Raw genomic sequence first — 24139 nt, 5'->3', positions numbered from 1 at the left:
TGGGCTAAACACGGCGCTTGATCAACACGGATACTCTAGCGGCGGACGATGAGGCGCTCCGCCTTCTTCGCCTTCGCCGCATAGAGGGCCTCGTCGGCGCGGGAGTAGATCTCCGTCGGCGCCACGCCCTTTTCCGGAAACAGAGTGAAGCCGATGCTCACCGACGTGTCGAAGCGCGTGCCCTCGATCACGATCGGTTGCTCGATCCCCTCCATCAGGCGCTGGGCGACGGAGTGGGCGTCGTCGTGGTCGATCATGTTGAAGGCGACCACGGCGAACTCGTCGCCGCCGAGGCGGGACACCATGTCGCCCGCCTTCGTCGCCTGCCGCAGCCGCTCCGAGATCACCTGCAGCACCGCGTCGCCGGCCGGATGGCCGTGGGTGTCGTTGATCGTCTTGAAGTCGTTGAGGTCGAGGAGCATCAGCGCGTGCCGGTCGATCGGTCCCGTCTCGGCCGCGGCGTGGAAGATCTCCTCGAAGTGGCGGCGATTGGCGAGGCCCGTCAGCGGATCGAGCAAGGCGAGCTCCAGCGCCTGGCGCGCCTGCGTCTCCGCCGCGAGGCGCTTCTTCAGCTCCTGCTCGTAGGCCTTCACCCGCCACAGCGCGTAGACGATCAGCCCGAACACTAGGATGGTCGCGAGGATCAGCACCTCCTCGATCTCGAGCCGCACCGCGTCCGCCGAGCGATCGTGCGAATGGAAGGCGAGGTCGAACTCGAGCGCGAGGAGGAAGAGGGTCAGAACGATGGCGAAGAGGATCGCGAGTGGCCACGCGTGGATGATGATGGAGCGGCGAGTGGGGAGTGATCGCAAGATGGGGACCTCTTCGTCGTGCCGTTCCGTTCGCGCCGTCCGATCCGCGCGCGCCGATGACTTAGGTGGCGTCGCTCGCTGTCGTCTCGCCTCCTGCGCCGCTGGCATCACGGGACCGAAGGCGAGGTGGCCATATCGCGCATCTATGTCGTGATTGCGGTAACGCTGAGGCACAACCTGGTGTTCCGGCCGAATGCCGGCGCCGCGCGGCGTCCGGCCCGCCCGGCGGCCCGATGCCGGGAATGCGCGGTCGACTCTCTTGCCGTGACGTCTCGTTTCGGCAATTTTATGATCGTTTTGTTATATGTCGCTGAAATCGGATGGCTCTCGGGGGCCGCGATCGCACCGCGGAGGGAGGGGCTCGTCGCTTCCCTCGGCAGGGCGCGTGCGCCGGCACCGTCGGCCGTCCCGGTGCGATGAGGCTTTCATGATCCATGTCGAGCTGCGTCGGGCGGCGGTCGCTCGCCGTCCGCATCGTCCCCCGATCCGCTCTGCCACACGCCCCTCGGGCGGGCGATGAGGCGGGCGCTCACCGCCGGCAGGAGGGGCATCGCCACCGGTGGCACCGGGATCGCCGCCGCCGCCGGGCTCGCCCTCGCCCTGGTCGCCTCGCTCACCGCCCGCGGGCACGCCGACACCGTCGCCCCGCTGGCGTGGCAGAGCCTTCGCCTCACCGATATTCACGGCGAGCCCGTCGACGGCGGCCGGTTCGCCGGCCGCGTCGTGCTCCTCGTCAACACCGCCTCGCGCTGCGCCTTCACGCCCCAATATGATGGGCTCGAGGCGCTGTGGCGCGAGGAAGGCCGTGCCGGCCTCGTGGTCCTCGGCGTGCCGTCCAACGATTTCGGCGGCCAGGAGCCCGGCAGCAACGCCGAGATCGCCCAGTTCTGCACCTCCACCTACAGGGTGTCCTTTCCTATGCTTCAGAAGGCCAAGGTTACCGGCAAAGCGGCCCACCCGCTGTTTCAGTGGGCGCGGCAGGCCGGCGGGCGCGCGGCCGTGCCCGCGTGGAACTTCCACAAGATCCTGATCGGTCGGGACGGGCGCTTCGTCGCCGCCTTCCCCTCGTTCGTGTCGCCCCGGGCGCCCGAGGTGGAGGCCGCCGTGGGGCGCGCCCTCGCGACGCCGGCACTGTGATGGACGTGCTGCGCAAGAAGCCCGGCAAGGGCTATCGTCCGTGCGTCGGCATCGCCCTCTTCGGGCCCGACGGTCGCGTCTTCCTCGGCAAGCGGGCGTCCCGCGGCGTCGTCCCCAAATTCTCCTGGCAGATGCCGCAAGGCGGGATCGACGACGGCGAGAAGGCCCTCGATGCCGCCCATCGCGAGCTCTACGAGGAGACGAGCATCCGCTCCGTCTCCTTCCTCGGCGAGGTGGAGGGCTGGCTCCATTACGATCTGCCGAAGGATCTCGCCGTGTGGCGCGGCCGCTATCGCGGGCAGGCGCAGCGCTGGTTCGCCTTCCGCTTCGACGGCTCGGAGAAGGAGATCAACGTCACCGAGCCGCCCGACGGCCATCAGATGGAGTTCTGCCGCTGGAAGTGGGAGGATCTCTACACGACGCCGGAGGTGGTGGTGCCCTTCAAGCGCCCCGTCTACGAGCACGTCGTGACCGCGTTCGCCCCCTACGCGCAGCCCCAGCAGGGCGACATCGCCGTCTGACGCGTGGTCTGTCGCGTGCGCGCGGCCACGTGCGCGCACGGACGCGCGGGGAGGTTCAGGGAGAGGGCTCAGGGTGGCGACGGCCCCTTGCGTGAACCGTCGCCCCGCGTTATCTAGAACCTCATACCGAGGTTTGTTGGATGGCATGCCGGGTTGGCTCCGCGGAGGGGCCGGCCCAACCGGCATTTGTGCCTCCCGCTCCGAGACTGACGCGTGCCGGCCCGCCGGCCGCGCCGACGACATGAGGTCCGCGACGTGCAGGACGACCGGCTGATCACCGAGACAGGGCTCGACGCCCGCGTGGCGCGCATCGTGGCGCCGAGCCTCGACGCGCTCGGCTTCCGCCTGGTGCGCGTGCGCGTCACGGGCCAGAACGGCTGCACCGTGCAGGTGATGGCGGAGCGGGCCGACGGCACCCTCACCATCGAGGATTGCGAGGCGATCAGCCATGCCATCTCGCCGGCGCTCGACGTCGACGATCCGATCGGCAAGGCCTACCATCTGGAGGTCTCCTCGCCCGGCATCGACCGGCCGCTCGTCCGCGTCGAGGATTTCGCGCGCTGGTCCGGCCACGAGGCGAAGCTCGAGACCGCCGTGCCGATCGACGGGCGGCGCCGCTACCGCGGCATCCTGCTCGGCGTCGACGGGGAGACCGTCGGCGTCCGCCTCGCCGATCTCGGCGGGGAGAAGGTGTGGCTGCCGCTTGGCGAAATTTCCGACGCCCGCCTCGTCCTCACCGATGCGCTCGTGGAGCAGTCGTTGAAGGCCGGCAAGAAGGCGGCGGCGATGAACTGATTTGCCGCCCGCGCGTCGGCGCGGCGGTGGGGTCGTCCGGCGACCCGTGACACAATGATGCTGTTCGCGGCGGCCTCGTTCGCGGACGGTTCAGCCGGCAGGGGACGCCCCCGCCGACGGAGCGAGCTGGGGCACCGCCCTCGAGTGATTTTTGGGGCACCGCCCTCGAGTGATTTTGGGGCACCGCCCCTCGGCAGAGATCTGGGGCCGCGCCCCGCGTGACAGGAACAACCATGGCAGTCAGCGCAAACAAGCTGGAATTGTTGCAGATCGCCGATGCGGTGGCGCGTGAGAAGCAGATCGATCGGGCCATCGTCATCGAGGCGATGGAAGACGCCATCCAGAAGGCCGCCCGCGCCCGCTACGGTCAGGAGACCGAGATCCGCGCCGAGATCAATCCCAAGAGCGGCGAGACGCGGCTTCAGCGCCTGATGCTCGTGGTCGACGAGGTGGAGAGCCCGGCGACCCAGATCGCTCTCGCCGATGCGCTGGCGAAGAACCCCGATGCCCGCGTCGGCGATTTCATCGCCGATCCGCTGCCGCCCATCGAGTTCGGCCGCGTCGCCACCCAGTCGGCCAAGCAGGTGATCGTGCAGAAGGTCCGCGAGGCCGAGCGCGACCGCCAGTACGAGGAATATCGCGACCGCGTCGGCGAGGTCATCAACGGCATCGTCAAGCGCGTCGAGTACGGCAACGTCATCGTCGATCTCGGCCGCGGCGAGGCGATCTGCCGCCGCGACCAGCTGATCCCGCGCGAGGTGTTCCGCCCCGGCGACCGCATCCGCGCCTACATCGCCGACGTGCGGCGCGAGCCGCGCGGGCCGCAGATCTTCCTGTCGCGCACCCATCCGCAGTTCACGGCGATGCTGTTCCGCCAGGAAGTGCCGGAGATCTACGACGGCGTCATCGAGGTGAAGTCGGTCGCCCGCGACCCGGGCAGCCGGGCCAAGATCGCCGTCATCTCCAACGATTCCTCCATCGATCCCGTCGGCGCCTGCGTCGGCATGCGCGGCAGCCGTGTGCAGGCGGTGGTGCAGGAGCTCCAGGGCGAGAAGATCGACATCATCCCCTGGTCGCCCGACGCCGCCACCTTCATCGTCAACGCGCTGCAGCCGGCCGAGGTCGCCAAGGTGGTGCTCGACGAGGATTCGGAGCGCATCGAGGTGGTGGTGCCCGACGACCAGCTCTCGCTCGCCATCGGCCGGCGCGGCCAGAACGTGCGCCTCGCCTCCCAGCTCACCGGCTGGGACATCGACATCCTGACCGAGGCCGAGGAATCGGAGCGCCGCCAGAAGGAGTTCCAGGAGCGCACCCAGCTCTTCGTCGACGGCCTCAACGTCGACGAGGTGGTCGGCCAGCTCCTCGCCTCGGAAGGCTTCACCTCCATGGAGGAGGTCGCCTACGTCGATCTCGACGAGATCGCCTCCATCGAGGGCTTCGACGAGGAGACCGCCGAGGAGATCCAGGCCCGCGCCCGCGAGCATCTCGAAGAGATGGAGCGGCAGGCCGACGAGGCCCGGCGCGAGCTCGGCGTCGACGACGACCTGCGCGAGGTCCCCGGCCTCACCACCGCGATGATGGTGGCGCTCGGCAAGGACGACGTGATGAATCTGGAAGATTTCGCCGGCTCCGTCCCCGACGATCTGGTGGGCTGGGTCGAGAAGCGCGGCACCGAGACCGTGCGGCATACCGGGCCGCTCGCCGAGTTCGGCGTGTCCCGGACCGATGCCGAAGAGATGATCATGGCGGCCCGCGTCGCCGCCGGCTGGATCACCGAGGCGGACCTTGCCGGCGGCGGGGACGCCGAAGCGGCGGACGACGACGAAGGCGAGGCCGACGAAGACCCCAATCTGGAGCGCCTGAGCTGACACGACGCCGCGAGAAGCCCCCCACGCGCACCTGCGCGCTGACCCGTCGGAGCGGGCCGCCGGAGACGATGATCCGCTTCGTCCTCGCGCCCGACGGCTCGGTCGTACCCGATATCCGGCGGCGTCTGCCGGGGCGTGGCGTCTGGATCGACGCCACGCATGACAGTGTTGCGTCGGCCGTGACGAAGCGGGCCTTCGCCCGCGGCTTCAAGGCGCAGGTTGCGGCGTCCGACGGGCTCGCCGACGAGGTGGAGCGGCTGTTGCGCCGCGCCGCGCTTGAGCGTCTCGCCATGGCCCACAAGGCCGGCCTGGTCACGGCCGGCTTCGAAAAGGTGCGGGCCGTTCTCTCCGAGGCTCGCACCGTCGGCCTCATCGTCGCCGCCGATGCGGCGGCAGACAGTCGACAGAAGCTAGAGACGCTTGCCAAAAAGGCTTGCGATCTCCATAACAAGCGGAACGTGGTCGACGGGTTTTCTTCCATTGAGCTGGAGAGCACCTTGGGGCGCGAGCGTGTGGTTTTTGCCGCACTCGCTCCCGGTCGACTTAGCGAACTCTTCTTGACGGATACTGAGCGCTTGCACGCCTACAGAAATGGCGGGACCCGCTCCGTACCCCATCGCGAACATCAGCCCGACGAACACACGTTCGCAGGACCATTGGCAGTATGAGCGAAACGAACGACACCGGCGAACAGGTTGGCGGCCGCAAGAAGACTCTCTCCTTGCGACGCGGCGGCGTGGAGAAAGGGACGGTGCGCCAGAGCTTCTCCCATGGCCGGACCAAGTCGGTGGTTGTGGAGAAGAAGAAGCGGCGCGTGATGGTGCCCGGCAGCGAAGGGACGCCTGCGCCGACGCAGGCGGCACCCGCCGCTCCCGAGGCGCGCAAGCCCGCGCCGCAGCAACCCTCGTCGCCGCAGTCCGCGTCCGCACCGGCGCAGCCCGCGACGCCCGCCGCCGCCACGCCGGCGCAGGCCGAGGCGAGCCCCGTCGAGGCTCCGCGCAGCGAGGCCCCGGTTCACGGCCAGGCCCCCGCCGCCGAGCCTTCGGCGTCGCCCGCGGCCGCCCCGTCCGGCAAGGAGGCGCCGCTGAGCGCCGAGGAGCTCGCCGCGCAGGCCCTCAACATGCCGCGCCGCCCGCGCATCATCGGCCGCGCCGAGGTGAAGGCGCCGTCGGCGCCGGCCCCCGACTCCGGCCAGCGTCGCCGCTCCTCGCTCGCCTCGTCCCCGGGACCCCGCGGCGGCCAGCAGGCACGCTCCGGCACCCCCGAGCGCGACAATCGCGAAGCCCGCGACGGTCGGGATCGGGACCGGGATCGCAACCGTGGTCACGAGCGCGGCGGCGACCGCGACCGCCATCAGGGCGGCCGCTCGTCCGAGCGCTCGGGTGGCGACCGCGGTCAGCAGCAGCAGCGTCGCCCCGGCGGCGGTCAGGTCCATCGCACCCTGTCGAAGGCCGAGCAGGAGGCGCGTGCCCGCGCCCTCGCCATGGCCCGCTCGCAGGAAGGCGAGCAGCGCCGCCGCGCCGAGGAAGAGCAGGTTCGCGAGCGCGAGGCCATCGAGCAGGCCAAGCGCGAGCTCGCCGAGGCGGAGCTCCGCCGCGAGCGTGAGGAGGCCCGCCGCAAGGCCGAGGAGGCGCTCGCCGCCAAGCGCGAGGCGGAAGCCGCGGCCGCGGCCACCGCCGAGGCCAACCAGGCGGCCGATGCGTCGGCCGCCCCGGCCGAGGGCGAGGCGCGCGGCTCGCGGGCGGCGACGCCCGCCCGGCGCAAGACGGCGAAGGAGCTCGAGGAGGACGAGGCGGCGTCGGCCAAGGCCAAGAAGGCCCGCGCGACGCCGACCAAGACGGCCACCAAGGGCGACGACCGCCGGCGCACCAAGCTGACCATTACGACGGCGCTCGAGGACGATTCCGAGCGTGGCCGCTCCCTCGCGGCTCTGCGCCGCCGTCGCGAAAAGGAAAAGCGCGGCACCCGGTCCGGCCCGCGCGAAAAAGTTATGCGTGAAGTGACGATCCCCGACGCCATCTCGATCCAGGACCTTGCCTCGCGCATGTCCGAGCGGGGTGTGGACGTGATCAAGCTCCTGATGAAGCAGGGGCAGATGCACAAGATCACCGACATCATCGACGCCGACACGGCGGAGCTGGTGGTGACCGAGTTCGGCCACACGGTGAAGCGCGTCTCCGAGGCCGACGTCGAAACCGGCCTGTTCGACGAGCGCGACATGGACCTCGAGCACGCCGTGCCGCGGCCGCCGGTGGTCACCATCATGGGCCACGTCGACCACGGCAAGACGAGCCTGCTCGACGCGATCCGCCACGCCAACGTCGTGTCCGGCGAGGCGGGCGGCATCACCCAGCACATCGGCGCCTATCAGGTCGAGCTGAACGGCGAGAAGATCACCTTCCTCGACACGCCGGGCCACGCCGCGTTCACCCAGATGCGCGCCCGCGGCGCCAAGGCGACCGACATCGTCATCCTGGTGGTGGCGGCCGACGACGGCGTCATGCCGCAAACGGCGGAGGCGATCAGCCACGCCAAGGCGGCGGGCGTGCCGATGATCGTCGCCATCAACAAGATCGACAAGCCGGGCGCCGACCCCAACCGCGTGCGCACCGACCTCCTCCAGTACGACGTGGTGGTGGAGTCGCTGTCGGGCGACGTGCAGGACGTCGAGGTGTCGGCCCTCAAGGGCACCAACCTCGACAAGCTGCTCGAAGCCTGTCTGCTGCAGGCCGAGTTCCTGGAGCTCAAGGCGAACCCCGACCGCGAGGCTCAGGGCACGGTCATCGAGGCGCAGCTCGACAAGGGCCGCGGCGCGGTGGCGACCGTCCTCGTCCAGCAGGGCACCCTCAATGTCGGCGACATCATCATCGCCGGCACCGAGTGGGGCAAGGTCCGCGCGCTGATCACCGATCAGGGCGAGCGGGTGAAGGACGCGGGTCCGTCGATGCCGGTCGAGGTCCTCGGCCTCAACGGCACGCCGGAGGCGGGCGACCAGTTCGTGGTCGTCGAGAGCGAGGGCCGCGCCCGCGAGATCTCCGAGTATCGCGACCGTCTGAAGCGCGAGACGTCGGCCGCGCCGTCCACGGCGATGAGCCTCGAGCAGATGATGTCGAACCTGCAGCAGCAGGGCGTCTCCGAGTTCCCGATCGTCCTCAAGGGCGACGTGCAGGGCTCGGTGGAAGCGATCGTCGGCGCGCTCGAAAAGCTCAACACCGACGAGGTGGCCGCCCGCATCCTGCACCAGGGCGTCGGCGCCATCACCGAGTCGGATGTGACCCTCGCGGCGGCCACCGGCGGCGTGATCATCGGCTTCAACGTCCGCGCCAACAAGCAGGCGCGCGAGGCGGCCGAGCGCGCCGGCGTCGAGATCCGCTACTACTCGATCATCTACAACCTGATCGACGACGTGAAGGCTGCGATGTCCGGCATGCTGAAGCCGGAGCGCCGCGAGACGTTCATCGGCTACGCCGAGATCCTCCAGGTCTTCAACATCACCAAGGTCGGCAAGGTCGCCGGCTGCCGGGTGACGGAAGGCATCGTGGAGCGCGGTGCCGGCGTCCGCCTCCTGCGCGACAACGTCGTGATCCACGAAGGCACCCTGAAGACGCTCAAGCGCTTCAAGGACGAGGTGAAGGACGTGCAGTCCGGTCAGGAATGCGGCATGGCCTTCGAGAAGTACGAGGACATTCGCGAAGGCGACGTCATCGAGTGCTTCCGCGTCGAGGAGGTGGAGCGCACCCTCGCCTGAGCATTGTAGGAGGGGGGAGCCCTTCCTATAGTGGGAGGATGCCCCCCGTCGGGGCGCTCCGAGCGCGACGCTCGCGACACGGGGATCGGAACACGGGGCGAGGGTTTGAGAGATGAGTGTCAGGGCGAACGAGGAGCTTTCGAACCTCCAGTCGCTTGAGACGCGGCTCAGTGCTTTCCAGCGGGAGAGCGCCGAGGCCCTTGCCCTTGTTCGTTCCCTGATCGGGCGGACAGGGCGCCTGTGGGAGGAACCGGCCAATGCCGCCGGCGATCCCCCGAGCCCGTTGGTCGACGAAGCTTTTCTCCGAGCCTTGCGCGAGGATGACGAGCTTCTCGACGCCATGGACCGGATCTCGGCCTCGGTCGAGACCCATCACCAGCGATGGGGCCGGATCCTGGCCACGCTCGAAGCGGACCGGCTTCCCGACAAAGTCGCGGGGCACTAGCCCCTCGGCGATAACGGAGGAACCCGGACGCAGCGAGCCGAACGATGATTGGGCGGCGCTGCGCCGCCGGATCCTTCGGTTCGCCCGCAACATCCTCACATTCGAGCGGACTCTCGATCGGCTGATTTCGGTCCAGGCGGCCGATCATCCGCGGATCGTCGACCTTGAGGAGAGGATGAAGCGGATCGAAGCGCAACACGAGCTGATCATTCGCATGCTCGAGGCGCGCAACCGCTCCTGAACACCCCGTTCGCGGCCCGTCCGCGGGCGGGATCGAACGAACGAGAGCGTACCCGCCGGACCACTCCGACGGGTGCGCTCGAAGGTGAGGACGCAGCCCCGCGCTGCGAGACAAGTGAAGAGAACAGCCGGTCCGATCCCGGCGAAGCGAGAGACCCAAATGCTATCCCAACGCCAACTCCGCGTCGGCGAGCTCGTGCGCCACGCGCTGTCGGATATTCTGATGCGCGGCGGCACCTATGATCCCGAGCTCGATCGCCGCCCGATCACGATCCCCGAGGTCCGCATGTCGGCCGACCTCAAGATCGCCACCGTCTACGTCATGCCGCTCGGCGGCGAGGACGGGGAGCGCACCGTCAAGGCGCTCGCCCGTTCCGCGCGTCATCTGCGTGGCGAGCTCTCCAAACAGATCCGCCAACTGAAGTACATGCCTGAATTGAGATTCCGCCTCGACACCCGTTTCGACGACGACGACAAGATGCGCACGATGCTCGCCGAGCCGAAGGTCGCCGACGACCTCGCCAAAGACGACCTCGCCAACGATGAAGACGGGGAGGCGAACCATGGTTAGGACCTTCGACCTCACCGACGTCGCGACCGACGCGCGGCCGCCGCGCGGCCCCATCCCCGGCCGCGCCCGCGGCAAGGGCCCGCGCCGCGGCAAGCCCAAGAACGCGCTCGACGGCTGGATCATCCTCGACAAGCCGATCGGCCTCACCTCCACCCAGGCGCTCGCCGCGGTGAAGCGGCTCTTCCTGCCGCAGAAGGCGGGCCATGCCGGCACCCTCGACCCGCTCGCCTCCGGCCTTCTGCCGCTGGCGCTCGGCGAGGCGACGAAGACGGTCCCCTTCGTCGTCGACGGGGCGAAGACCTACCGCTTCACCGTCACCTGGGGCGCGGCCACCGACACCGACGATTCCGACGGCACGGTGATCGCCACCTCCGACGTGCGCCCGACGCGCGAGGCCATCGAGGCCGCCCTCGGCGCCTTCATCGGCGAGGTGAGCCAGGTGCCGCCGCGCTACTCGGCGATCAAGATCGACGGTCAGCGCGCCTACGATCTCGCCCGCGAGGGCGAGGTGGTGGAGCTGAAGCCGCGCATCGTCACCATCACGCGCCTCGAGATCGTCGGCGAGCCGGCGGCCGACAGCGTCACCCTCGAAGCGGACTGCGGCAAGGGCACCTACGTGCGCTCCATCGCCCGCGATCTCGGCGAGGCGCTCGGCACGCGCGGTCACGTCTCGGCGCTGCGGCGCACCCGCGTCGGCCCGTTCGGCGCGGCCGACATGATCACGCTGGAGGATCTGCGCGCCCTCGCGGCGGACGATCCGCAGGCCGCCGTCGACCGCGTGCTGCGCCGCCCCTCCGACGCGCTCCTCGACCTGCCGGCCATCGAGATCGACCGCAACGCCGCCGGCCGCCTGCGCCGCGGCCAGAGCACGCTGCTGCGCCCCGGCGATCTCGCTGACCCGAGGCTTGTGCCGAGCGGCGACATCCGGGCCATGCTGGGCGGCGATCTCGTCGCCCTCTGCTCCGCGCAAGCCGGCGAGCTCTATCCTGTCCGGGTGTTCCGCAACCCCCGCCGCCGGCTCACGGTGCCCGTCGGTCCAGCGCCGGCGAATTCTATGCCCATGGAATCCACGCCCATGGATTCCACGCACATAGATTCGGCGCCTATCCCCGACGCCCAGCCGGCGAGCCCAGACACCGGACCCAACTGATGCGCCACCTCCTCGTCCTCCTCGCGATGATCCTCGCCGGCCCTGCGCTGGCGGCGGATCTGCCGCGCGGGCCCATCGTGATCCTGCCGCAGCCGGCGAGCCCGTCGGTCTGCCTCACCGGCCGGCCCATCGAGATCTATCTCGCCCCGGCCAGCACGGTGAACGGGATCCTGCCCGCCGGCATGGAGGTCGAGGTGATCGACGTGCCCTTCAGCGCCCGCGCCGATCTGTGGATCCGCATCAAGCCGCCGCGCCACAACCAATATTATGGATGGGTGTACACGCGCGACCTCATCTGTCATTAGAGCGGGGCGCGCCGCACATGTGGCGCGTCGCTATTCGACCCGATCGCTGATGCGGGACCCCGGCGCGGCTTGGCCGCGGCGGCGTTCTCGCTTATATGCGTTCCGCCTTTGCTGCATCCCGGCGTTCCGCCTCTGCGGCACTCGGGCATCCCGCCTTCTCGAAGGCGATCGCCGCAAAGCGTCCCGCGCGGGCTGGCCGACATCCCGGCCCGTCGCGTTTCTCGAACCACGAAGGAGAGCATGATGTCGATCACTACCGAGCGTCGCCAGGAGCTCATCAAGGAATACGCCACCAAGGAAGGCGACACCGGGTCCCCCGAGGTCCAGGTCGCGATCCTCACCGAGCGCATCGTCAACCTGACCGAGCACTTCAAGACCCACGCGAAGGACAACCACTCGCGCCGTGGTCTGCTGCGCCTCGTCAGCCAGCGCCGCCACCTGCTCGACTACGTCAAGGGCAAGGACGTCGAGCGCTACCAGAGCCTGATTCAGCGCCTCGGCCTGCGCCGCTAAGGCGGATCTTCGGGAGGCCGCACCGCGGCCTCTTTCACGACGGCGCGCCGCATGGACCCCATGCCTGGCCGCACCATCGACGGCGCCCCCGCCGCACCTGAAGCGGGGGAGGGCGCCCACCACCGGGCGTCGCCCTCCCTCGCTTCAGGTGCGGTGAGGGCGCCGGCGCCCAGATAGCGCGCGGGCGGACGGCTCCCACGACGGAGCATCCGCCCCGCTCCGAAGGGCCGTGCAAGGCCCCCCCGGCCACGAAGGCCACCGGCCCCCGGCGTGGGGCAGGATTGCCGGCCGCTGTCCGTTCCCCGAAGGGACGGGCAGGGGCCCGTCGTCTTGCCCGCCCGCGTGCCGGAACGATGACACGCAAGAAAGGCACGTCATGTTCGATATTCAAAAAGAGACGTTGGAGTGGGGCGGCCGTACCCTCACCATCGAGACCGGCAAGGTCGCCCGTCAGGCCGACGGTTCGGTCATGGTCACCTACGGCGAGACCACCGTGCTCGCCACCGTGGTGTCCGAGAAGGAGCCCAAGCCCGGCTTCGACTTCTTCCCCCTCACCGTGAACTACCAGGAAAAGGCGTTCGCGGCCGGCAAGATCCCCGGCGGCTTCTTCAAGCGCGAAGGCCGTCCGTCCGAGCTCGAGGTCCTCACCTCGCGCCTGATCGACCGTCCGATCCGCCCGCTCTTCGCCGAGGGCTACAAGAACGACACCCAGGTCATCATCACGACGCTCGCCCACGACCTCGAAACCCAGCCCGACATCGTCGCGATGATCGGCGCCTCGGCCGCGCTCACCCTCTCGGGCGTGCCGTTCATGGGCCCGATCGGTGGCGCCCGCGTCGGCTACATCGACGGCGAGTACGTCCTCAACCCCACCCTCGACCAGATGGAAGACACCGCGCTCGACCTCGTCGTCGCCGGCACGGGTGACGCCGTCCTGATGGTGGAATCGGAAGCCAAGGAGCTCTCCGAAGAGGTGATGCTCGGCGCCGTGATGTTCGGCCACAAGGGCTTCCAGCCGGTGATCGACGCGATCATCCGCCTCGCCGAGAAGGCCGCTAAGGAGCCCCGCCCGCACACCGTGCCCGACACCGCCGAGCTCTACGGCAAGGTGAAGGACATCGTCGCCGCCGACCTCAAGGCCGCCTACGCGATCCCGGCGAAGGCCGAGCGCCGCGCCGCCATCGACGCGGTGAAGGCGAAGGTGGTGGAAGCCCTCGTCACCACCGACGGCGAAGCCGGCCCCACCAAGCAGGACATCGGCGGCCTCTTCAAGAAGGCCGAGGCCGACATCGTCCGCAACCAGATCCTCGACGACAAGACCCGCATCGACGGCCGTGACCTCGTCACCGTCCGCCCGATCGAGGCCGAGGTCGGCATCCTGCCGCGCGCCCACGGCTCGGCCCTCTTCACTCGCGGCGAGACGCAGGCCCTCGTGGTCGCGACGCTCGGCACGGGCGACGACGAGCAGTTCGTCGACCTCCTCGAAGGCACGATCAAGCAGCAGTTCATGCTGCACTACAACTTCCCGCCCTACTCGGTGGGCGAGACCGGCCGCATGGGTTCCCCCGGCCGCCGCGAGATCGGCCACGGCAAGCTCGCCTGGCGCGCCGTGCACCCGATGATGCCGGCCCATCACGACTTCCCCTACACCGTGCGCGTGGTCTCCGAGATCACCGAGTCCAACGGCTCCTCCTCGATGGCGACCGTCTGCGGCTCGTCGCTGGCGCTGATGGATGCGGGTGTGCCGCTGTCGGCTCCGGTCGCGGGCATCGCCATGGGTCTCATCAAGGAAGGCGACCGGTTCGCGGTCCTCTCCGACATCCTCGGCGACGAAGACCACCTCGGCGACATGGACTTCAAGGTGGCGGGCTCCGCGAACGGCGTGACCTCGCTCCAGATGGACATCAAGATCGACGGCATCACCGAAGAGATCATGCAGGTCGCCCTCGGCCAGGCCAAGGACGGGCGCATGCACATCCTCGGCGAGATGGCGAAGGCGCTCACCTCGGCCCGCGCCGAGCTCGGCGAGTACGCCCCGCGCATCGAGGTGATCAACATTCCGGTCGATAAGATCCGCGACGTCATCGGCTCGGGCGGCAAGGTCATCCGCGAGATCGTGGAAAAGACCGGCGCCAAGATCGACATCCAGGACGACGGCACCGTGAAGGTGGCCTCCGCCGACGGCAAGGCCATCAAGGCCGCGCTGAACTGGATCAAGGGCATCACCGCCGAGCCGGAAGTGGGCGAGATCTACGAAGGCACGGTCGTGAAGGTCGTGGACTTCGGCGCCTTCGTGAACTTCTTCGGTCCGAAGGACGGTCTCGTGCACATCTCGCAGATGACGCAGGGCCGCCCCGAGAAGTCCTCCGACGTCGTCAAGGAGGGCCAGAAGGTCTGGGTCAAGCTGATGGGCTTCGACGAGCGCGGCAAGGTCCGCTTGTCGATGAAGGTGGTGAACCAGGACACCGGCGAAGAGCTGAAGCCGGAAAACGCGGCGTAGTCACAGCCCCCAGCGCAACCGCAACGCACCCCGGCCGGGCCAAGCCCCGGCCGGGTTTTTTTTGTGCGGGTTGGGTGGGGAGGGGGTGTGGGCGAGGGGCTTTCCGCCGCTCGCCCAGCTCGGCTCTCGATTCGTTGACGACACCCAATTTCGAGAGAGGCTGTTTCGGGAGACGAATTTGAGAAAGGTCACACCCATGGCCTAGGCGCCAACAGGTGCACTGGCACATGTTCTCAGAAACATTCGTTTGTAAGAGGGTATCAAAATAGGGGGGAGCGGACAGCAGCCGTCCCAGCCCTCTACAACAATGCCAACGTTGCTCATAAGACAGACGCTCATTGACCCACCGGCAACTGGGAAGATCGGCCCATACGCGACATCCGCCACGGTAATCAGTTGCTGCGCGCGCAGCCCACATATCAGCCATTTGCCGCGACAGCGAGTTCTCAGACTCGCTCAATCCTCATCATCATACTTAAAAAAATTGAACTGGGAGAAGTTACGATCTTTGATCCACTGTTTTAACTCCTCTTCCATTGGCCGATTAGCTATAAACTCTAAGCTTCTGATGTTGTAGATCGATGACAGTTCCTTGGGGTCGATAACGTGAGAAAGCTTGAAAACCTTTTGTTTGTTTCCCCTCATGTTGGAGGCCGTGACATCTACAATCAGAACGACATCGTCGGTCGTTGTTGGGTCAGCGGTTAAGATTGCATTAAAAACCCAGCTTCGACCGTGTCTGAAATCTTGACAATTAACCACAAATGAATCGCCACCATCGGCATTCTTGTCGAAATGCATTTCATGACGCCCAATGTTCTGCGGGATAACGTTACCTAAATTGTATTTATCGAATACGTCGAAAAATCGATCTACAACTGGTTTCGGGGCGGCAGGGTATCTTGGGACAATGTTCCAACGATCTGAGATCGTACCATTTACAATGTTTACATGAATAACTAAGTTTTCGGCTTGAACCGCTCCGTCATTGCGGAGTTCAAGTGCTATTGGCATCTGCGCGTACATGCGATTGATGTCATTTATAAGAGATTCGACGAAGTGTGGAATTGCTAAATTCTGCCATATCTGATATTTTTTTTTGTAGTCAGGGTCAGGCGTAAAAGTATAGTCGAATGCACTTTTTTGTCTCTGCAAAATTATTGGATTTTTAGCGATTATGGAATCTTTTAATTCATGTTTCTGTTCTTGAGTTAGATCGGAAGATACAATATGCTTGAATGGTTCCTCACTTAAAAATTGTACCAGTACTTGAAGGTCTGGCTCGGTGGCCTGCAGCTTCCGAACCTTCTCCTCGAGCTTGTTGATCTTCCGTTGATCTGGGCTCGGTTCAGCCGCTCGCAACCAACTTTCCGGCAATCTCTTCACGTTCAAGTCATGGCGAGTTGCCATCCCAATGGGGTTAATATCCTGACTTACAAACAATCTATCATCAAAATTAGTGTATTTTTCGTTGAGCACCTGTGCGATAACGCGAGCGTCTGGTTCCTCGGGATCAAGGTCATAAAGCTTGTCCCAGTCGATGCGGTTCGTCACTGCCAGTGACAGGTCGACTAAAGGCGAACCGTTAACCAATCGAACAACGTCACCTGTTTCTGCGGCGGGCGCGATTAATCTATTGAAGTCCCGTGCATGCTTTGCAAGTCGACCATCCCGCTTTTTGTTATCAATCTCTTTTAGGACTTGGGGTACAAAAAGCAGCAAAATTTTCCCTGAAGCAACAATCTCTCGCCATGGCTGATCGCCAAGTTTCCTCCCCTCCAGGACAACGTTTGCGTCCAGGAACACAACTTTAGAGTATTTGCTGTAGTCCAAAGGTTGACCTTTCCCAGTTCAAAACACTATTTACGCGTCGGCCTGTTGGGATATACGGGAAAGTTGGTGGCGCGTGATCGGGCGGCATCTTGAAGTTGACGGGCGACATAACAGAACTCAACCTATGGATTTTCGCGAGCGTTGCGCAAGCGTAGTGAATGGCGGCTTTACTACTGGACCGCTATACCTCGTGCGCTTGCAGTGAAAGCCCAGTTTCCGCCGTTCTCCACCAATGCTGCACGGCGTGCGAACGCCCAGGATAAGCTCGGAGCCGTCGTTCGCGGCAAGTTGCTAGTCAAGAATGTCAAGTTTGGCCGCTCTCGCCTATCGAAATCGGTCGATTCCGCGAGACGCCAGATTGAGCACCCACACATCGAATTCCGAGCCAATCCCCAGAACCCCGCACCCGACAAGCTACTCTACCCCAAATTTCTTATCCCCGCCCCCCATACCCCGTGCCATCTTCCGGGGGCTGCTCGATGGCGGGGAGGCGTGCCGGACCGTCCGACACGACATCGAGGGCTCGGCAGCCGCACCCGGGGGATGGGACTAACGGACCCCGATCCCGACGCGGTGGACCGGGCGGAGCCGGCAGTAGACGCGCCCACCTTCCGTCGGCGAGCACCGCGGACGGGCGACAGCCAGGGTCGACCCCGAGGTCTATGCCGCCGGTCACCGGGGTTCCGGTGGGGATGGGTCCGCCGCCCGCGAAAAGCCGAAAGGACGGGACGCAGAGCGGCTCGTTTCTAATCTCTCAAGGGCCGCCCTGCGTCCCGCCTTTCCCACCCGTGCAGCGCGACAGCGCCGCGCGGCGCGAACCCGTGCGGCGGCGCCAGAGCGCCCGCGCGGCGCGAACCTGTGCGGCGCCACACCGCGGCGCGGCGAGAGCATGTGCGGCGCCACGATGGCACGAGGCGGAAACCTGTGCGGCGGCCGCAATGATGCGCAGCCCGAACCTGTGCGGCGGCCACAATGCTGCGCAGCCCGAACCTGTGCGGCGCCACGATGGCACGAGGCGGAAACCTGTGCGGCGGCCGCAATAATGCGCAGCCCGAACCTGTGCGGCGGCCACAATGCTGCGCAGCCCGAACCTGTGCGGCGCCACGATGGCACGAGGCGGAAACCTGTGCGGCGGCCGCAATAATGCGCAGCCCGCACCTGTGCGGCGGCCACAATGCTGCGCAGCCCGAACCTGGGCGGCGCCACGATGGCACGAGGCGGAAACCTGTGCGGCGGCCGCAATGCTGCGCAGCCCGAATGTGTGCAGCGACCACAGAGCCGTGCGGCGCGGATACGAGCGCCACGACGACGCCGCGCGACGCGCTCGTGTGCGATGGCCAAAGCGGCGCATGCCGCGACCGTGTGCGGTGCCATGGCGCGAAGCGCCGCGAAGATGTGCCGCGTCGCAGCGCGCCGCGAGCCTCGGCCGCGCCACGGCGTCGGGCGCCGAGAATATCGGCGGCGCGACAGCCCCGCGCCACCGCCGCGCCACCGCCGCGCGTCGGACGCGCGGGATCGCCCCGGCGCCGTCGCGTCGGGCGCGCCTCAGGCGATGATCCCGTCGGCGACGAGCTCGCGGACGGCGGCGGGCCCGCGCAGGACCGCGTGCGGATCGCGCCGGTCGCGGATCACCCGGGCGACGAGCTTGCCGTCGACGGTGCGGCAGGGCTCGCCGTCACGCTCGCCGCCGTCATCCCCGCCGCCATCGCGCTCGCCGTCATCGCGCTCGCCGTCATCGCGCTCACCGGCATCGCGCTCACCGGCATCGCGCCCGGCGCCCGCCTCGCCGAGCCGGGGCATCGCGACGGGCAGGCACAGGCGCGCCGGCGAGGGAGCCGGCGTCGCGTCGGTGCCGAGAAGGAAGGCCGGCCCCTCGGGGCGGAACACCGCGAGCCGCACGGGGGCGGCGAGAGCGCGGGAGAGGGCGGCCGTCGCGGCCCGGCTCGCGAGCCCCGAGGGCTCGGCGGCGGGCGGGAAGAGGGAATGTCGAGGGTCCATGGTGTCGCCTTCGCTGCCGGCGACAGTGTGCCGGCGATGCCGAGAAAGGCGCCCCGCCGGGGCGCGACCGATGCGTCGGCGACGGACTGTCGCCGCTCAGCCGCGTCGGGCGATCTCGCTGGCGATCGCCCGGTCGATCCACTGATTTTCGACGCTTCTGCGGGCGTACATGATCGATCCCTATCCGTTGGTATCGTTCGACCTCCCCAAAAGGATGCGACCCCGCCCCCGGACAATCAAATAAATAATTCCCGCCGCCGCGCCCGGCCCGACACTGTCGCGGCGAATACAATCGGTTCTCGGCCCAAATACACGCCGTCATCGATAGAATTCGCGGGCCGCGTGCGGGATATTCGACCGAGGCATAACCCTTTGTGGGCAAACCTCGTCGGTGGGTCGGCGGCCGCGGGGTCCGCGGCGGGGTGAAAATGGCGAGCCGGCGCCCAGTTGGCCCCGGCCTTGCTCTTCTTGGAGTCGACCCCATCGACCCTCCGCCGACCGCGGCGTGGGGTCGCGGCGAGCGTTAGACAAAACATCTCAAGGTGCTTACGACATAACCACGGCACCTTTTGCGGCACGGATCGCAAGAACACTAGGACGGAGAGACGAGCACCATGACACGATCCCTCTGGAGCGCTCTCGCGCTCGCCGGCGTCACCCTCGCGGCGCCCCAAGCCTTCGCTCAGACCGAATTCATCGCCAATTCGTTCTACAACGCCGAGCACCCGCTCTCGAAGTACACCTACGTCGACTGGGGCCCCGCCGTGGAGAAGGCCTCCGGCGGCGACCTCGTGCCCGACATCTACACCGGCACCGTGCTCCTCGCCCCGCGCGCCACGCTGCAGGGCATCCGCGACAACGTCGTGCAGGTGGGCCACCACCCGGCCGTCTACACCCCGTCGGAGATGCCGGTCGCGATGGCCGTGCAGGAGCTCGGCTTCTTCTATTCCGATGCGCTGCCGGTGCTGCTCGCCGTCACCGACTGGTCCATGAACAACCCCACCCAGCTCGCCGAGTGGAAGGACACCGGTGTCGTCTATCTCGGCGGCTACTCGACGCCCCCCTACATCCTGTTCTGCCGCGAGCCGGTGACGAACCTCGAGGAAATCAAGGGCAAGCGCATCCGCACCGCCGGCTCCACCGTGTCGGAGTGGGTGGAAGAGGTCGGCGGCATTCCCGTCAACGTACCCTCGTCGGAAATGTATTCCGGCCTCGACCGCGGCACGCTGGACTGCGCCTCCAACGCCGGCTCCGACCTCATCGAGCGGTCGATCTGGGAGGTGGCGCCGCACACCACCACGCTGTCGACGGGCATGTACTATTCGGGTCCCGCCTGGGGCTACAACCCGGACTTCTGGGCGAGCCTCACCCCCGAGCAGCGCAAGATCCTGATGACGACGACGGCCCGCGCCATCGCACAGCTCGGCATCAACTACACCAAGCGCGCCAACGAAGCGCTCGACGAAGCCGCCGCCAAGGGCAACACCATCCATGAGCCGGGCGAGGATCTCGTCGCCTCGGTGAAGGCGTTCCAGGAAAAGTCCCTCGCCAACATCTACACGACCGCCGAAGAGAAGTACGGGCTCGAGAACGGCAAGGAAGTCATCGATTCCTTCCGCGCCACCGTCGACAAGTATAATGGCCTCCTCGAAGGCATCGACCGCAACGACGAAGACGCCCTCACCGAGCTGATCGAGACCGAGATCTACGACAAGCTCGACCCGGCGACCTACGGCGTCGACTGATCCACGGGGCCGCGCGATGAACGGGTTCGTTCGCTTCTCGATGTGGGTCGACCGCGTGCTTCTCGCGGTCGCCTGCATCGCGCTCGTCGCCATGACGCTGCACATCACGGCGGACGTCATCGCGCGTGCCTTCCATCAACAGGTGGTCGGGACGCTGGAGACGGTGTCCTACTACCACATGGTGGTGGCGGTGCTGCTGCCGCTCGCCTTCGTGGAGCGCAACCACGAGAACATCCGCGTCGACGTTCTGGTGCAGCTTCTGCCCGGGCCGGTCCAGCTCGGCTTCTACGTCCTCGCCTGCGTGATCGGCTTCGCCTTCTTTGGCGCCCTCGCCTGGCAATCGGGCCTCGACGCCTACAAGTCGACGGTGCGGGCCGAGACCATCATGTCGAACTTCCTGTTCTACATCTGGCCGGCGCGGTGGGCGTTGCCGCTCGCCTTCGGCGCCACCTGCCTCGCCACCCTCGCGAACCTGATGAAGGCCGTGGGCGAGCGCCGTGCCCTCTGATCCCTTGGAGCTTCGATGAGCAACTTCGACATCGGCGTCGCCGGCATCGTCGTCGCCCTGGTGCTCGTCGCGGTCCGCGTCCCCATCGGCATCGCGCTGGGCTCGGTCTCGATCGTCGGCATCGGGGTGATGACGAGCCCCCGCGTCGCCTGGGGCATGATCTCGGCGACGCCGTTCGACTTCGTCGGCCAGTGGGAGCTCACCGCGGCGCCGATGTTCCTCCTGATGGGCTACATCTGCACCGAGACCAACCTCACGCAGGGCCTCTTCCACGCGATCCGCCTGTTCCTGTGGCGCCTGCCGGGCGGGCTCGCGGTGTCGAGCGTCGGGGCCTGCGCCTTCTTCGCGGCGGCGTCGGGCTCGTCGGTGGCGACGGCGGCGGCGCTGTCGCGCATCGCCGTGCCGGAGATGCTGAAGCGCGGCTATGACAAGGGCCTCGCCACCGGCACCATCGCCGCCTCCGGCACCCTCGGCTCGCTGATCCCGCCGAGCGTCCTCCTCGTCCTCTACGGCGTCTATGCGCAGGTGTCGGTCGGCCAGCTCTTCATGGCGGGCTTCATCCCCGGCCTGATCTCGGCGCTGATCTACGCGATGATGATCATCGTGCGGGTGAAGATCACCCCGACGCTCGCCGGCGAGGACGACATCCGCCCGAGCTGGGGCGAGCGCTTCGCCGCGCTGAAGGACGTGTGGCCGCTACCCGTCCTCATCGTGTCGGTGCTCGGCGGCATCTTCCTCGGCTACTTCTCGCCCACCGAGGCGGGCGCCATCGGCACCGTCGTCGCCTGCCTCATCGCGGCGCTGCGCGGCTCGCTGACCTGGACCGCCTTCCGCGACGCGCTCGTCAAGGCGGCGGCCTCCACCACCGGCATCTTCATCATTCTCATCGGCTCGGTCTTCTTCACCCGCTTCCTCGCCATGAGCCGGGTGCCGAAGGAGTTCTCCGACCTCATCCTCGGCGTCTCGACCGATTCCTGGTGGATCCTCTTCGCCGTGTCGGTGATCTACATCGTCCTCGGGATGTTCATCGATTCCATCGGCCTCCTCCTCCTCACCCTGCCGCTGCTCCTGCCGCTGGTGAAGGGTGCCGGGCTCGACCTCGTGTGGTTCGGCATCATCGTCATCAAGTTGCTCGAAATCGGCCTGGTGACGCCGCCGATCGGCCTCAACGTCTACGTGATCAAGGGCGCGCTCGGAAATCTCGTGACGTTGCCGCAGGTGTTCAAAGGCGTCGGCTGGTTCGTCGCCATGGACATTCTCACCCTGATCCTCATCATCCTCCTGCCGGGCCTCAGCCTCTGGCTGCCCAGCATCATGCTCAACTGACTGGATAGTCCCATGTCGACCACCCTCTTCTCCAACGCGTCGATCCTCGACACCCGTGCCGGAGCGCTGAAGGACGGGCACGTCCTGATCCGCGACGGCCGCATCGCGGAGGTGGCCGACACGCCCATCACGACCGCCACCGCCGATCGGACCGTCGACCTCAAGGGCAAGATCCTGATGCCGGGGCTGTGCGACGGGCACGTCCACGTCATCGCGGTGACGGCCAGCTTTCCCTCCCTCATCCGCATGTCGCCGTTCTACGTGATGGCCCGCACGGCGCCGATCATGGAGGCGATGCTGATGCGCGGCTTCACCACCGTGCGCGACGGTGGCGGCGCGGACTTCGGTATCGCCAAGGCGGTCGACGAGGGCCACATCACCGGCCCCCGCGTGCTCTTCTGCGGCCACGCCCTGTCGCCGGCGGGCGGCCACGGCGACATGCGCTCGCCGGGCGAGAACTTCGCCGATGTCGGCTACCAGCACCCATCGCTGGGCATGGTGGTGAACGGGGTTCCGGAGGTCCGCCGCGCCGCCCGCGAGGAGCTGCGCCGGGGCTGCGACCACGTTAAGATCATGGCCTCGGGCGGCGTGTCGTCGCCGACGGACCGGATCGATTCAGACCAGTTCTCGCGCGAGGAGATCGCCGCCGCGGTGGAAGAGGCGGCGATGGCGAACCGTTACGTGATGGCTCACACCTACTCCTCGCGCGCCGTCACCCGCTGCGTCGAGCTCGGAGTGCGCACGGTCGAGCACGGCAACCTCATCGACGCCGCGTGCTGCGCCGAGATCGTCAAGCACGAGGCCTATCTGGTGCCGACCCTTGCCACCTACTTCGCGCTCAAGGAGGAGGGGGCCGAGAACGGCCTGTCCGACGACATGGTGGCGAAGATCGACGACGTGCTCGGCTCCGGCGTCGCCGCCGTCGAGACGGCGCAGCGCGCCGGCGTCAAGATGGCCTACGGCACCGATCTCCTCGGCCGGATGCACCGCCATCAGCTGAACGAGTTCAACCTGCGCAAGGACGTGGTGCCGACGCCGGACCTCATCCGCCAGGCGACCTGCGGGGCGGCCGAGGCGTTCATGGCCGACGGCGACTTCGGCGTGATCGAGCCCGGCGCGCGGGGCGACGTGCTCGTCTCCGCCGGCAACCCGCTCGACGACATCACCGTTCTGACCCGACCGGAGGAGAACCTCCTCGCCATCATGAAGGGCGGGACCTTCTACAAGAACCTCCTCAACTGAGCGGCGCGCCGCCGCCCCGGCGGGCGGCGACGTTCTCGTTCTCCGCCCCACGGCGAAATTGCCCTTTCCTCCGGGGCGCCATAGACCGGCGCCAAACAGAACGGGGGGAGGGGCCATGAAGGGGCTGGAGATATTTTCGCTCGCGGGGCGGACGGCGCTCATAACCGGGTCGAGCCAGGGGATCGGCTTTGCGCTGGCCGAGGGGCTCGCGGAGGCGGGGGCGGCGGTAGTCCTCAACGGGCGCGACGCGGCCCGCCTTGCCTCGGCGGCGGAGCGCCTCGCCGAGGCCGGCGCGAGCGTCGCGACGCTCGGCTTCGACGCCACCGATCACGGTGCCGCGAGAGCCGCCGTCGACGGCTACGAGGCGGCGACGGGGCCCATCGACATTCTCGTCAACAACGCCGGCATGCAGCATCGCGCGCCGCTCGAGGAGTTCGAGGCGGAGGCGTTCGAGCGGCTGATGCGCACCAACGTGTCGAGCGTGTTCAACGTCGGCCAGGCGGTGGCGCGCCACATGATCGCCCGCGGCCGGGGCAGGATCGTCAACATCGCCTCGGTGCAGAGCGCCCTGGCGCGGCCGGGGATCGCCCCCTACACCGCCTCCAAGGGGGCCGTCGCCAACCTCACCAAGGGCATGGCGACCGACTGGGCGCGCCACGGCCTCAACGTCAACGCCATCGCGCCCGGCTACTTCGACACGCCGCTCAACGCCGCCCTCGTCGCCGACGGCGAGTTCTCCGCCTGGCTCGCCAAGCGCACCCCGCAGGGGCGGTGGGGGCGGCTGCCGGAGCTCGTCGGCGCCGCGATCTTCCTCGCCTCCGACGCGGCGAGCTTCGTCAACGGGCACACCCTCTTCGTCGACGGCGGCATCACCGTCAGCCT

At 67.5% G+C, this 24139-nt stretch carries 20 protein-coding genes; 17 read left to right on the top strand and 3 right to left on the bottom strand.

Annotation, left to right across the window (positions count from 1 at the left end):
* Window positions 1-35: 35 nt before the first annotated feature.
* Complete coding sequence (locus JCR33_RS24205) at window positions 36-812, bottom strand: GGDEF domain-containing protein (RefSeq protein ID WP_198884724.1); 777 nt, start codon at window positions 810-812, stop codon at window positions 36-38.
* A 516-nt stretch (window positions 813-1328) separates the two neighbouring features.
* Here JCR33_RS24205 and JCR33_RS24200 point away from each other — a divergent pair.
* From JCR33_RS24200 to pnp, 12 genes are all read left to right on the top strand, one after another.
* Window positions 1329-1949 carry a glutathione peroxidase gene (locus JCR33_RS24200; protein WP_198884723.1) on the top strand — a complete coding sequence of 207 codons (621 nt, stop codon included), beginning with the start codon at window positions 1329-1331 and terminating at the stop codon, window positions 1947-1949.
* Window positions 1949-2470 carry an RNA pyrophosphohydrolase gene (locus JCR33_RS24195; RefSeq protein WP_198884722.1) on the top strand — a complete coding sequence of 174 codons (522 nt, stop codon included), beginning with the start codon at window positions 1949-1951 and terminating at the stop codon, window positions 2468-2470. The genes JCR33_RS24200 and JCR33_RS24195 overlap by 1 nt, the downstream gene beginning before the upstream one ends.
* A 255-nt stretch (window positions 2471-2725) precedes the next feature.
* A complete protein-coding gene (gene rimP, locus JCR33_RS24190; protein WP_198884721.1) occupies window positions 2726-3265 on the top strand; it encodes a ribosome maturation factor RimP in 540 nt (179 codons plus the stop codon).
* Window positions 3266-3498: 233 nt separating this feature from the next.
* A complete protein-coding gene (nusA, locus tag JCR33_RS24185; protein ID WP_198884720.1) occupies window positions 3499-5133 on the top strand; it encodes a transcription termination factor NusA in 1635 nt (544 codons plus the stop codon).
* Window positions 5031-5801 carry an RNA-binding protein gene (locus tag JCR33_RS24180; protein WP_198884725.1) on the top strand — a complete coding sequence of 257 codons (771 nt, stop codon included), beginning with the start codon at window positions 5031-5033 and terminating at the stop codon, window positions 5799-5801. The genes nusA and JCR33_RS24180 overlap by 103 nt, the downstream gene beginning before the upstream one ends.
* Window positions 5798-8881 carry a translation initiation factor IF-2 gene (gene infB / locus JCR33_RS24175; RefSeq protein WP_198884719.1) on the top strand — a complete coding sequence of 1028 codons (3084 nt, stop codon included), beginning with the start codon at window positions 5798-5800 and terminating at the stop codon, window positions 8879-8881. The genes JCR33_RS24180 and infB overlap by 4 nt, the downstream gene beginning before the upstream one ends.
* Before the next feature lie 112 nt (window positions 8882-8993).
* Window positions 8994-9326: a hypothetical protein gene (locus JCR33_RS24170; protein ID WP_198884718.1), complete on the top strand. Its 333-nt coding sequence runs from the start codon at window positions 8994-8996 to the stop codon at window positions 9324-9326.
* 400 nt (window positions 9327-9726) lie between these two features.
* Window positions 9727-10137 (top strand): 30S ribosome-binding factor RbfA, encoded by a 411-nt coding sequence (gene rbfA / locus JCR33_RS24165; RefSeq protein ID WP_198884717.1) that lies wholly within the window; start codon window positions 9727-9729, stop codon window positions 10135-10137.
* A complete protein-coding gene (truB, locus tag JCR33_RS24160) occupies window positions 10130-11287 on the top strand; it encodes a tRNA pseudouridine(55) synthase TruB (RefSeq protein ID WP_198884716.1) in 1158 nt (385 codons plus the stop codon). Before rbfA ends, truB begins: the two co-directional genes overlap by 8 nt.
* Window positions 11287-11592 carry an SH3 domain-containing protein gene (locus JCR33_RS24155; RefSeq protein ID WP_198884715.1) on the top strand — a complete coding sequence of 102 codons (306 nt, stop codon included), beginning with the start codon at window positions 11287-11289 and terminating at the stop codon, window positions 11590-11592. The genes truB and JCR33_RS24155 overlap by 1 nt, the downstream gene beginning before the upstream one ends.
* Before the next feature lie 243 nt (window positions 11593-11835).
* A complete protein-coding gene (rpsO, locus tag JCR33_RS24150) occupies window positions 11836-12105 on the top strand; it encodes a 30S ribosomal protein S15 (protein ID WP_198884714.1) in 270 nt (89 codons plus the stop codon).
* A gap of 376 nt (window positions 12106-12481) precedes the next feature.
* Window positions 12482-14605: a polyribonucleotide nucleotidyltransferase gene (pnp, locus tag JCR33_RS24145; protein ID WP_198884713.1), complete on the top strand. Its 2124-nt coding sequence runs from the start codon at window positions 12482-12484 to the stop codon at window positions 14603-14605.
* Window positions 14606-15061: 456 nt separating this feature from the next.
* Here the strand turns inward: pnp and JCR33_RS24140 are convergent, their stop codons facing one another.
* A complete protein-coding gene (locus tag JCR33_RS24140; RefSeq protein ID WP_198884712.1) occupies window positions 15062-16438 on the bottom strand; it encodes a PIN domain-containing protein in 1377 nt (458 codons plus the stop codon).
* A gap of 1545 nt (window positions 16439-17983) precedes the next feature.
* Complete coding sequence (locus JCR33_RS24135) at window positions 17984-18436, bottom strand: hypothetical protein (RefSeq protein WP_198884711.1); 453 nt, start codon at window positions 18434-18436, stop codon at window positions 17984-17986.
* Between the two features lie 614 nt (window positions 18437-19050).
* Between JCR33_RS24135 and JCR33_RS24130 the strand changes: the two genes are divergently transcribed.
* The 5 genes from JCR33_RS24130 to JCR33_RS24110 form a co-directional block, all read left to right on the top strand.
* Window positions 19051-20181: a C4-dicarboxylate TRAP transporter substrate-binding protein gene (locus tag JCR33_RS24130; protein ID WP_198884710.1), complete on the top strand. Its 1131-nt coding sequence runs from the start codon at window positions 19051-19053 to the stop codon at window positions 20179-20181.
* A gap of 16 nt (window positions 20182-20197) precedes the next feature.
* The gene (locus JCR33_RS24125; RefSeq protein WP_198884709.1) at window positions 20198-20689 is read left to right on the top strand and encodes a TRAP transporter small permease; all 492 of its coding nucleotides are present in this window, start codon (window positions 20198-20200) and stop codon (window positions 20687-20689) included.
* 15 nt (window positions 20690-20704) lie between these two features.
* Window positions 20705-22015 carry a TRAP transporter large permease gene (locus tag JCR33_RS24120; RefSeq protein ID WP_198884708.1) on the top strand — a complete coding sequence of 437 codons (1311 nt, stop codon included), beginning with the start codon at window positions 20705-20707 and terminating at the stop codon, window positions 22013-22015.
* A gap of 12 nt (window positions 22016-22027) precedes the next feature.
* Window positions 22028-23257, top strand: coding sequence for a metal-dependent hydrolase family protein (locus JCR33_RS24115; protein ID WP_198884707.1), 1230 nt, complete (start codon window positions 22028-22030; stop codon window positions 23255-23257).
* Window positions 23258-23372: 115 nt separating this feature from the next.
* Window positions 23373-24139, top strand: a 767-nt coding sequence (locus JCR33_RS24110) for an SDR family oxidoreductase (RefSeq protein ID WP_198884706.1), incomplete at its 3' end; no start/stop codon positions are given.

Origin of the sequence: Acuticoccus mangrovi (assembly GCF_016411865.1) — a bacterium.
Taxonomy (GTDB): domain Bacteria; phylum Pseudomonadota; class Alphaproteobacteria; order Rhizobiales; family Amorphaceae; genus Acuticoccus; species Acuticoccus mangrovi.
Note: the sequence above shows the minus strand (reverse complement) of the source record. Positions and strands in the feature narration are given on the sequence as shown.

Bases quoted from the DNA above. Each gene is read 5' to 3' on its own strand.
- JCR33_RS24200 (WP_198884723.1), top strand. From the start codon at position 1,329: ATGAGGCGGGCGCTCACCGCCGGCAGGAGGGGCATCGCCACCGGTGGC.
- JCR33_RS24195 (WP_198884722.1), top strand. From the start codon at position 1,949: ATGGACGTGCTGCGCAAGAAGCCCGGCAAGGGCTATCGTCCGTGCGTC.
- nusA (WP_198884720.1), top strand. From the start codon at position 3,499: ATGGCAGTCAGCGCAAACAAGCTGGAATTGTTGCAGATCGCCGATGCG.
- infB (WP_198884719.1), top strand. From the start codon at position 5,798: ATGAGCGAAACGAACGACACCGGCGAACAGGTTGGCGGCCGCAAGAAG.
- JCR33_RS24170 (WP_198884718.1), top strand. From the start codon at position 8,994: ATGAGTGTCAGGGCGAACGAGGAGCTTTCGAACCTCCAGTCGCTTGAG.
- rbfA (WP_198884717.1), top strand. From the start codon at position 9,727: ATGCTATCCCAACGCCAACTCCGCGTCGGCGAGCTCGTGCGCCACGCG.
- truB (WP_198884716.1), top strand. From the start codon at position 10,130: ATGGTTAGGACCTTCGACCTCACCGACGTCGCGACCGACGCGCGGCCG.
- JCR33_RS24155 (WP_198884715.1), top strand. From the start codon at position 11,287: ATGCGCCACCTCCTCGTCCTCCTCGCGATGATCCTCGCCGGCCCTGCG.
- rpsO (WP_198884714.1), top strand. From the start codon at position 11,836: ATGTCGATCACTACCGAGCGTCGCCAGGAGCTCATCAAGGAATACGCC.
- pnp (WP_198884713.1), top strand. From the start codon at position 12,482: ATGTTCGATATTCAAAAAGAGACGTTGGAGTGGGGCGGCCGTACCCTC.
- JCR33_RS24135 (WP_198884711.1), bottom strand. From the start codon at position 18,436: ATGGACCCTCGACATTCCCTCTTCCCGCCCGCCGCCGAGCCCTCGGGG.
- JCR33_RS24130 (WP_198884710.1), top strand. From the start codon at position 19,051: ATGACACGATCCCTCTGGAGCGCTCTCGCGCTCGCCGGCGTCACCCTC.
- JCR33_RS24125 (WP_198884709.1), top strand. From the start codon at position 20,198: ATGAACGGGTTCGTTCGCTTCTCGATGTGGGTCGACCGCGTGCTTCTC.
- JCR33_RS24120 (WP_198884708.1), top strand. From the start codon at position 20,705: ATGAGCAACTTCGACATCGGCGTCGCCGGCATCGTCGTCGCCCTGGTG.
- JCR33_RS24115 (WP_198884707.1), top strand. From the start codon at position 22,028: ATGTCGACCACCCTCTTCTCCAACGCGTCGATCCTCGACACCCGTGCC.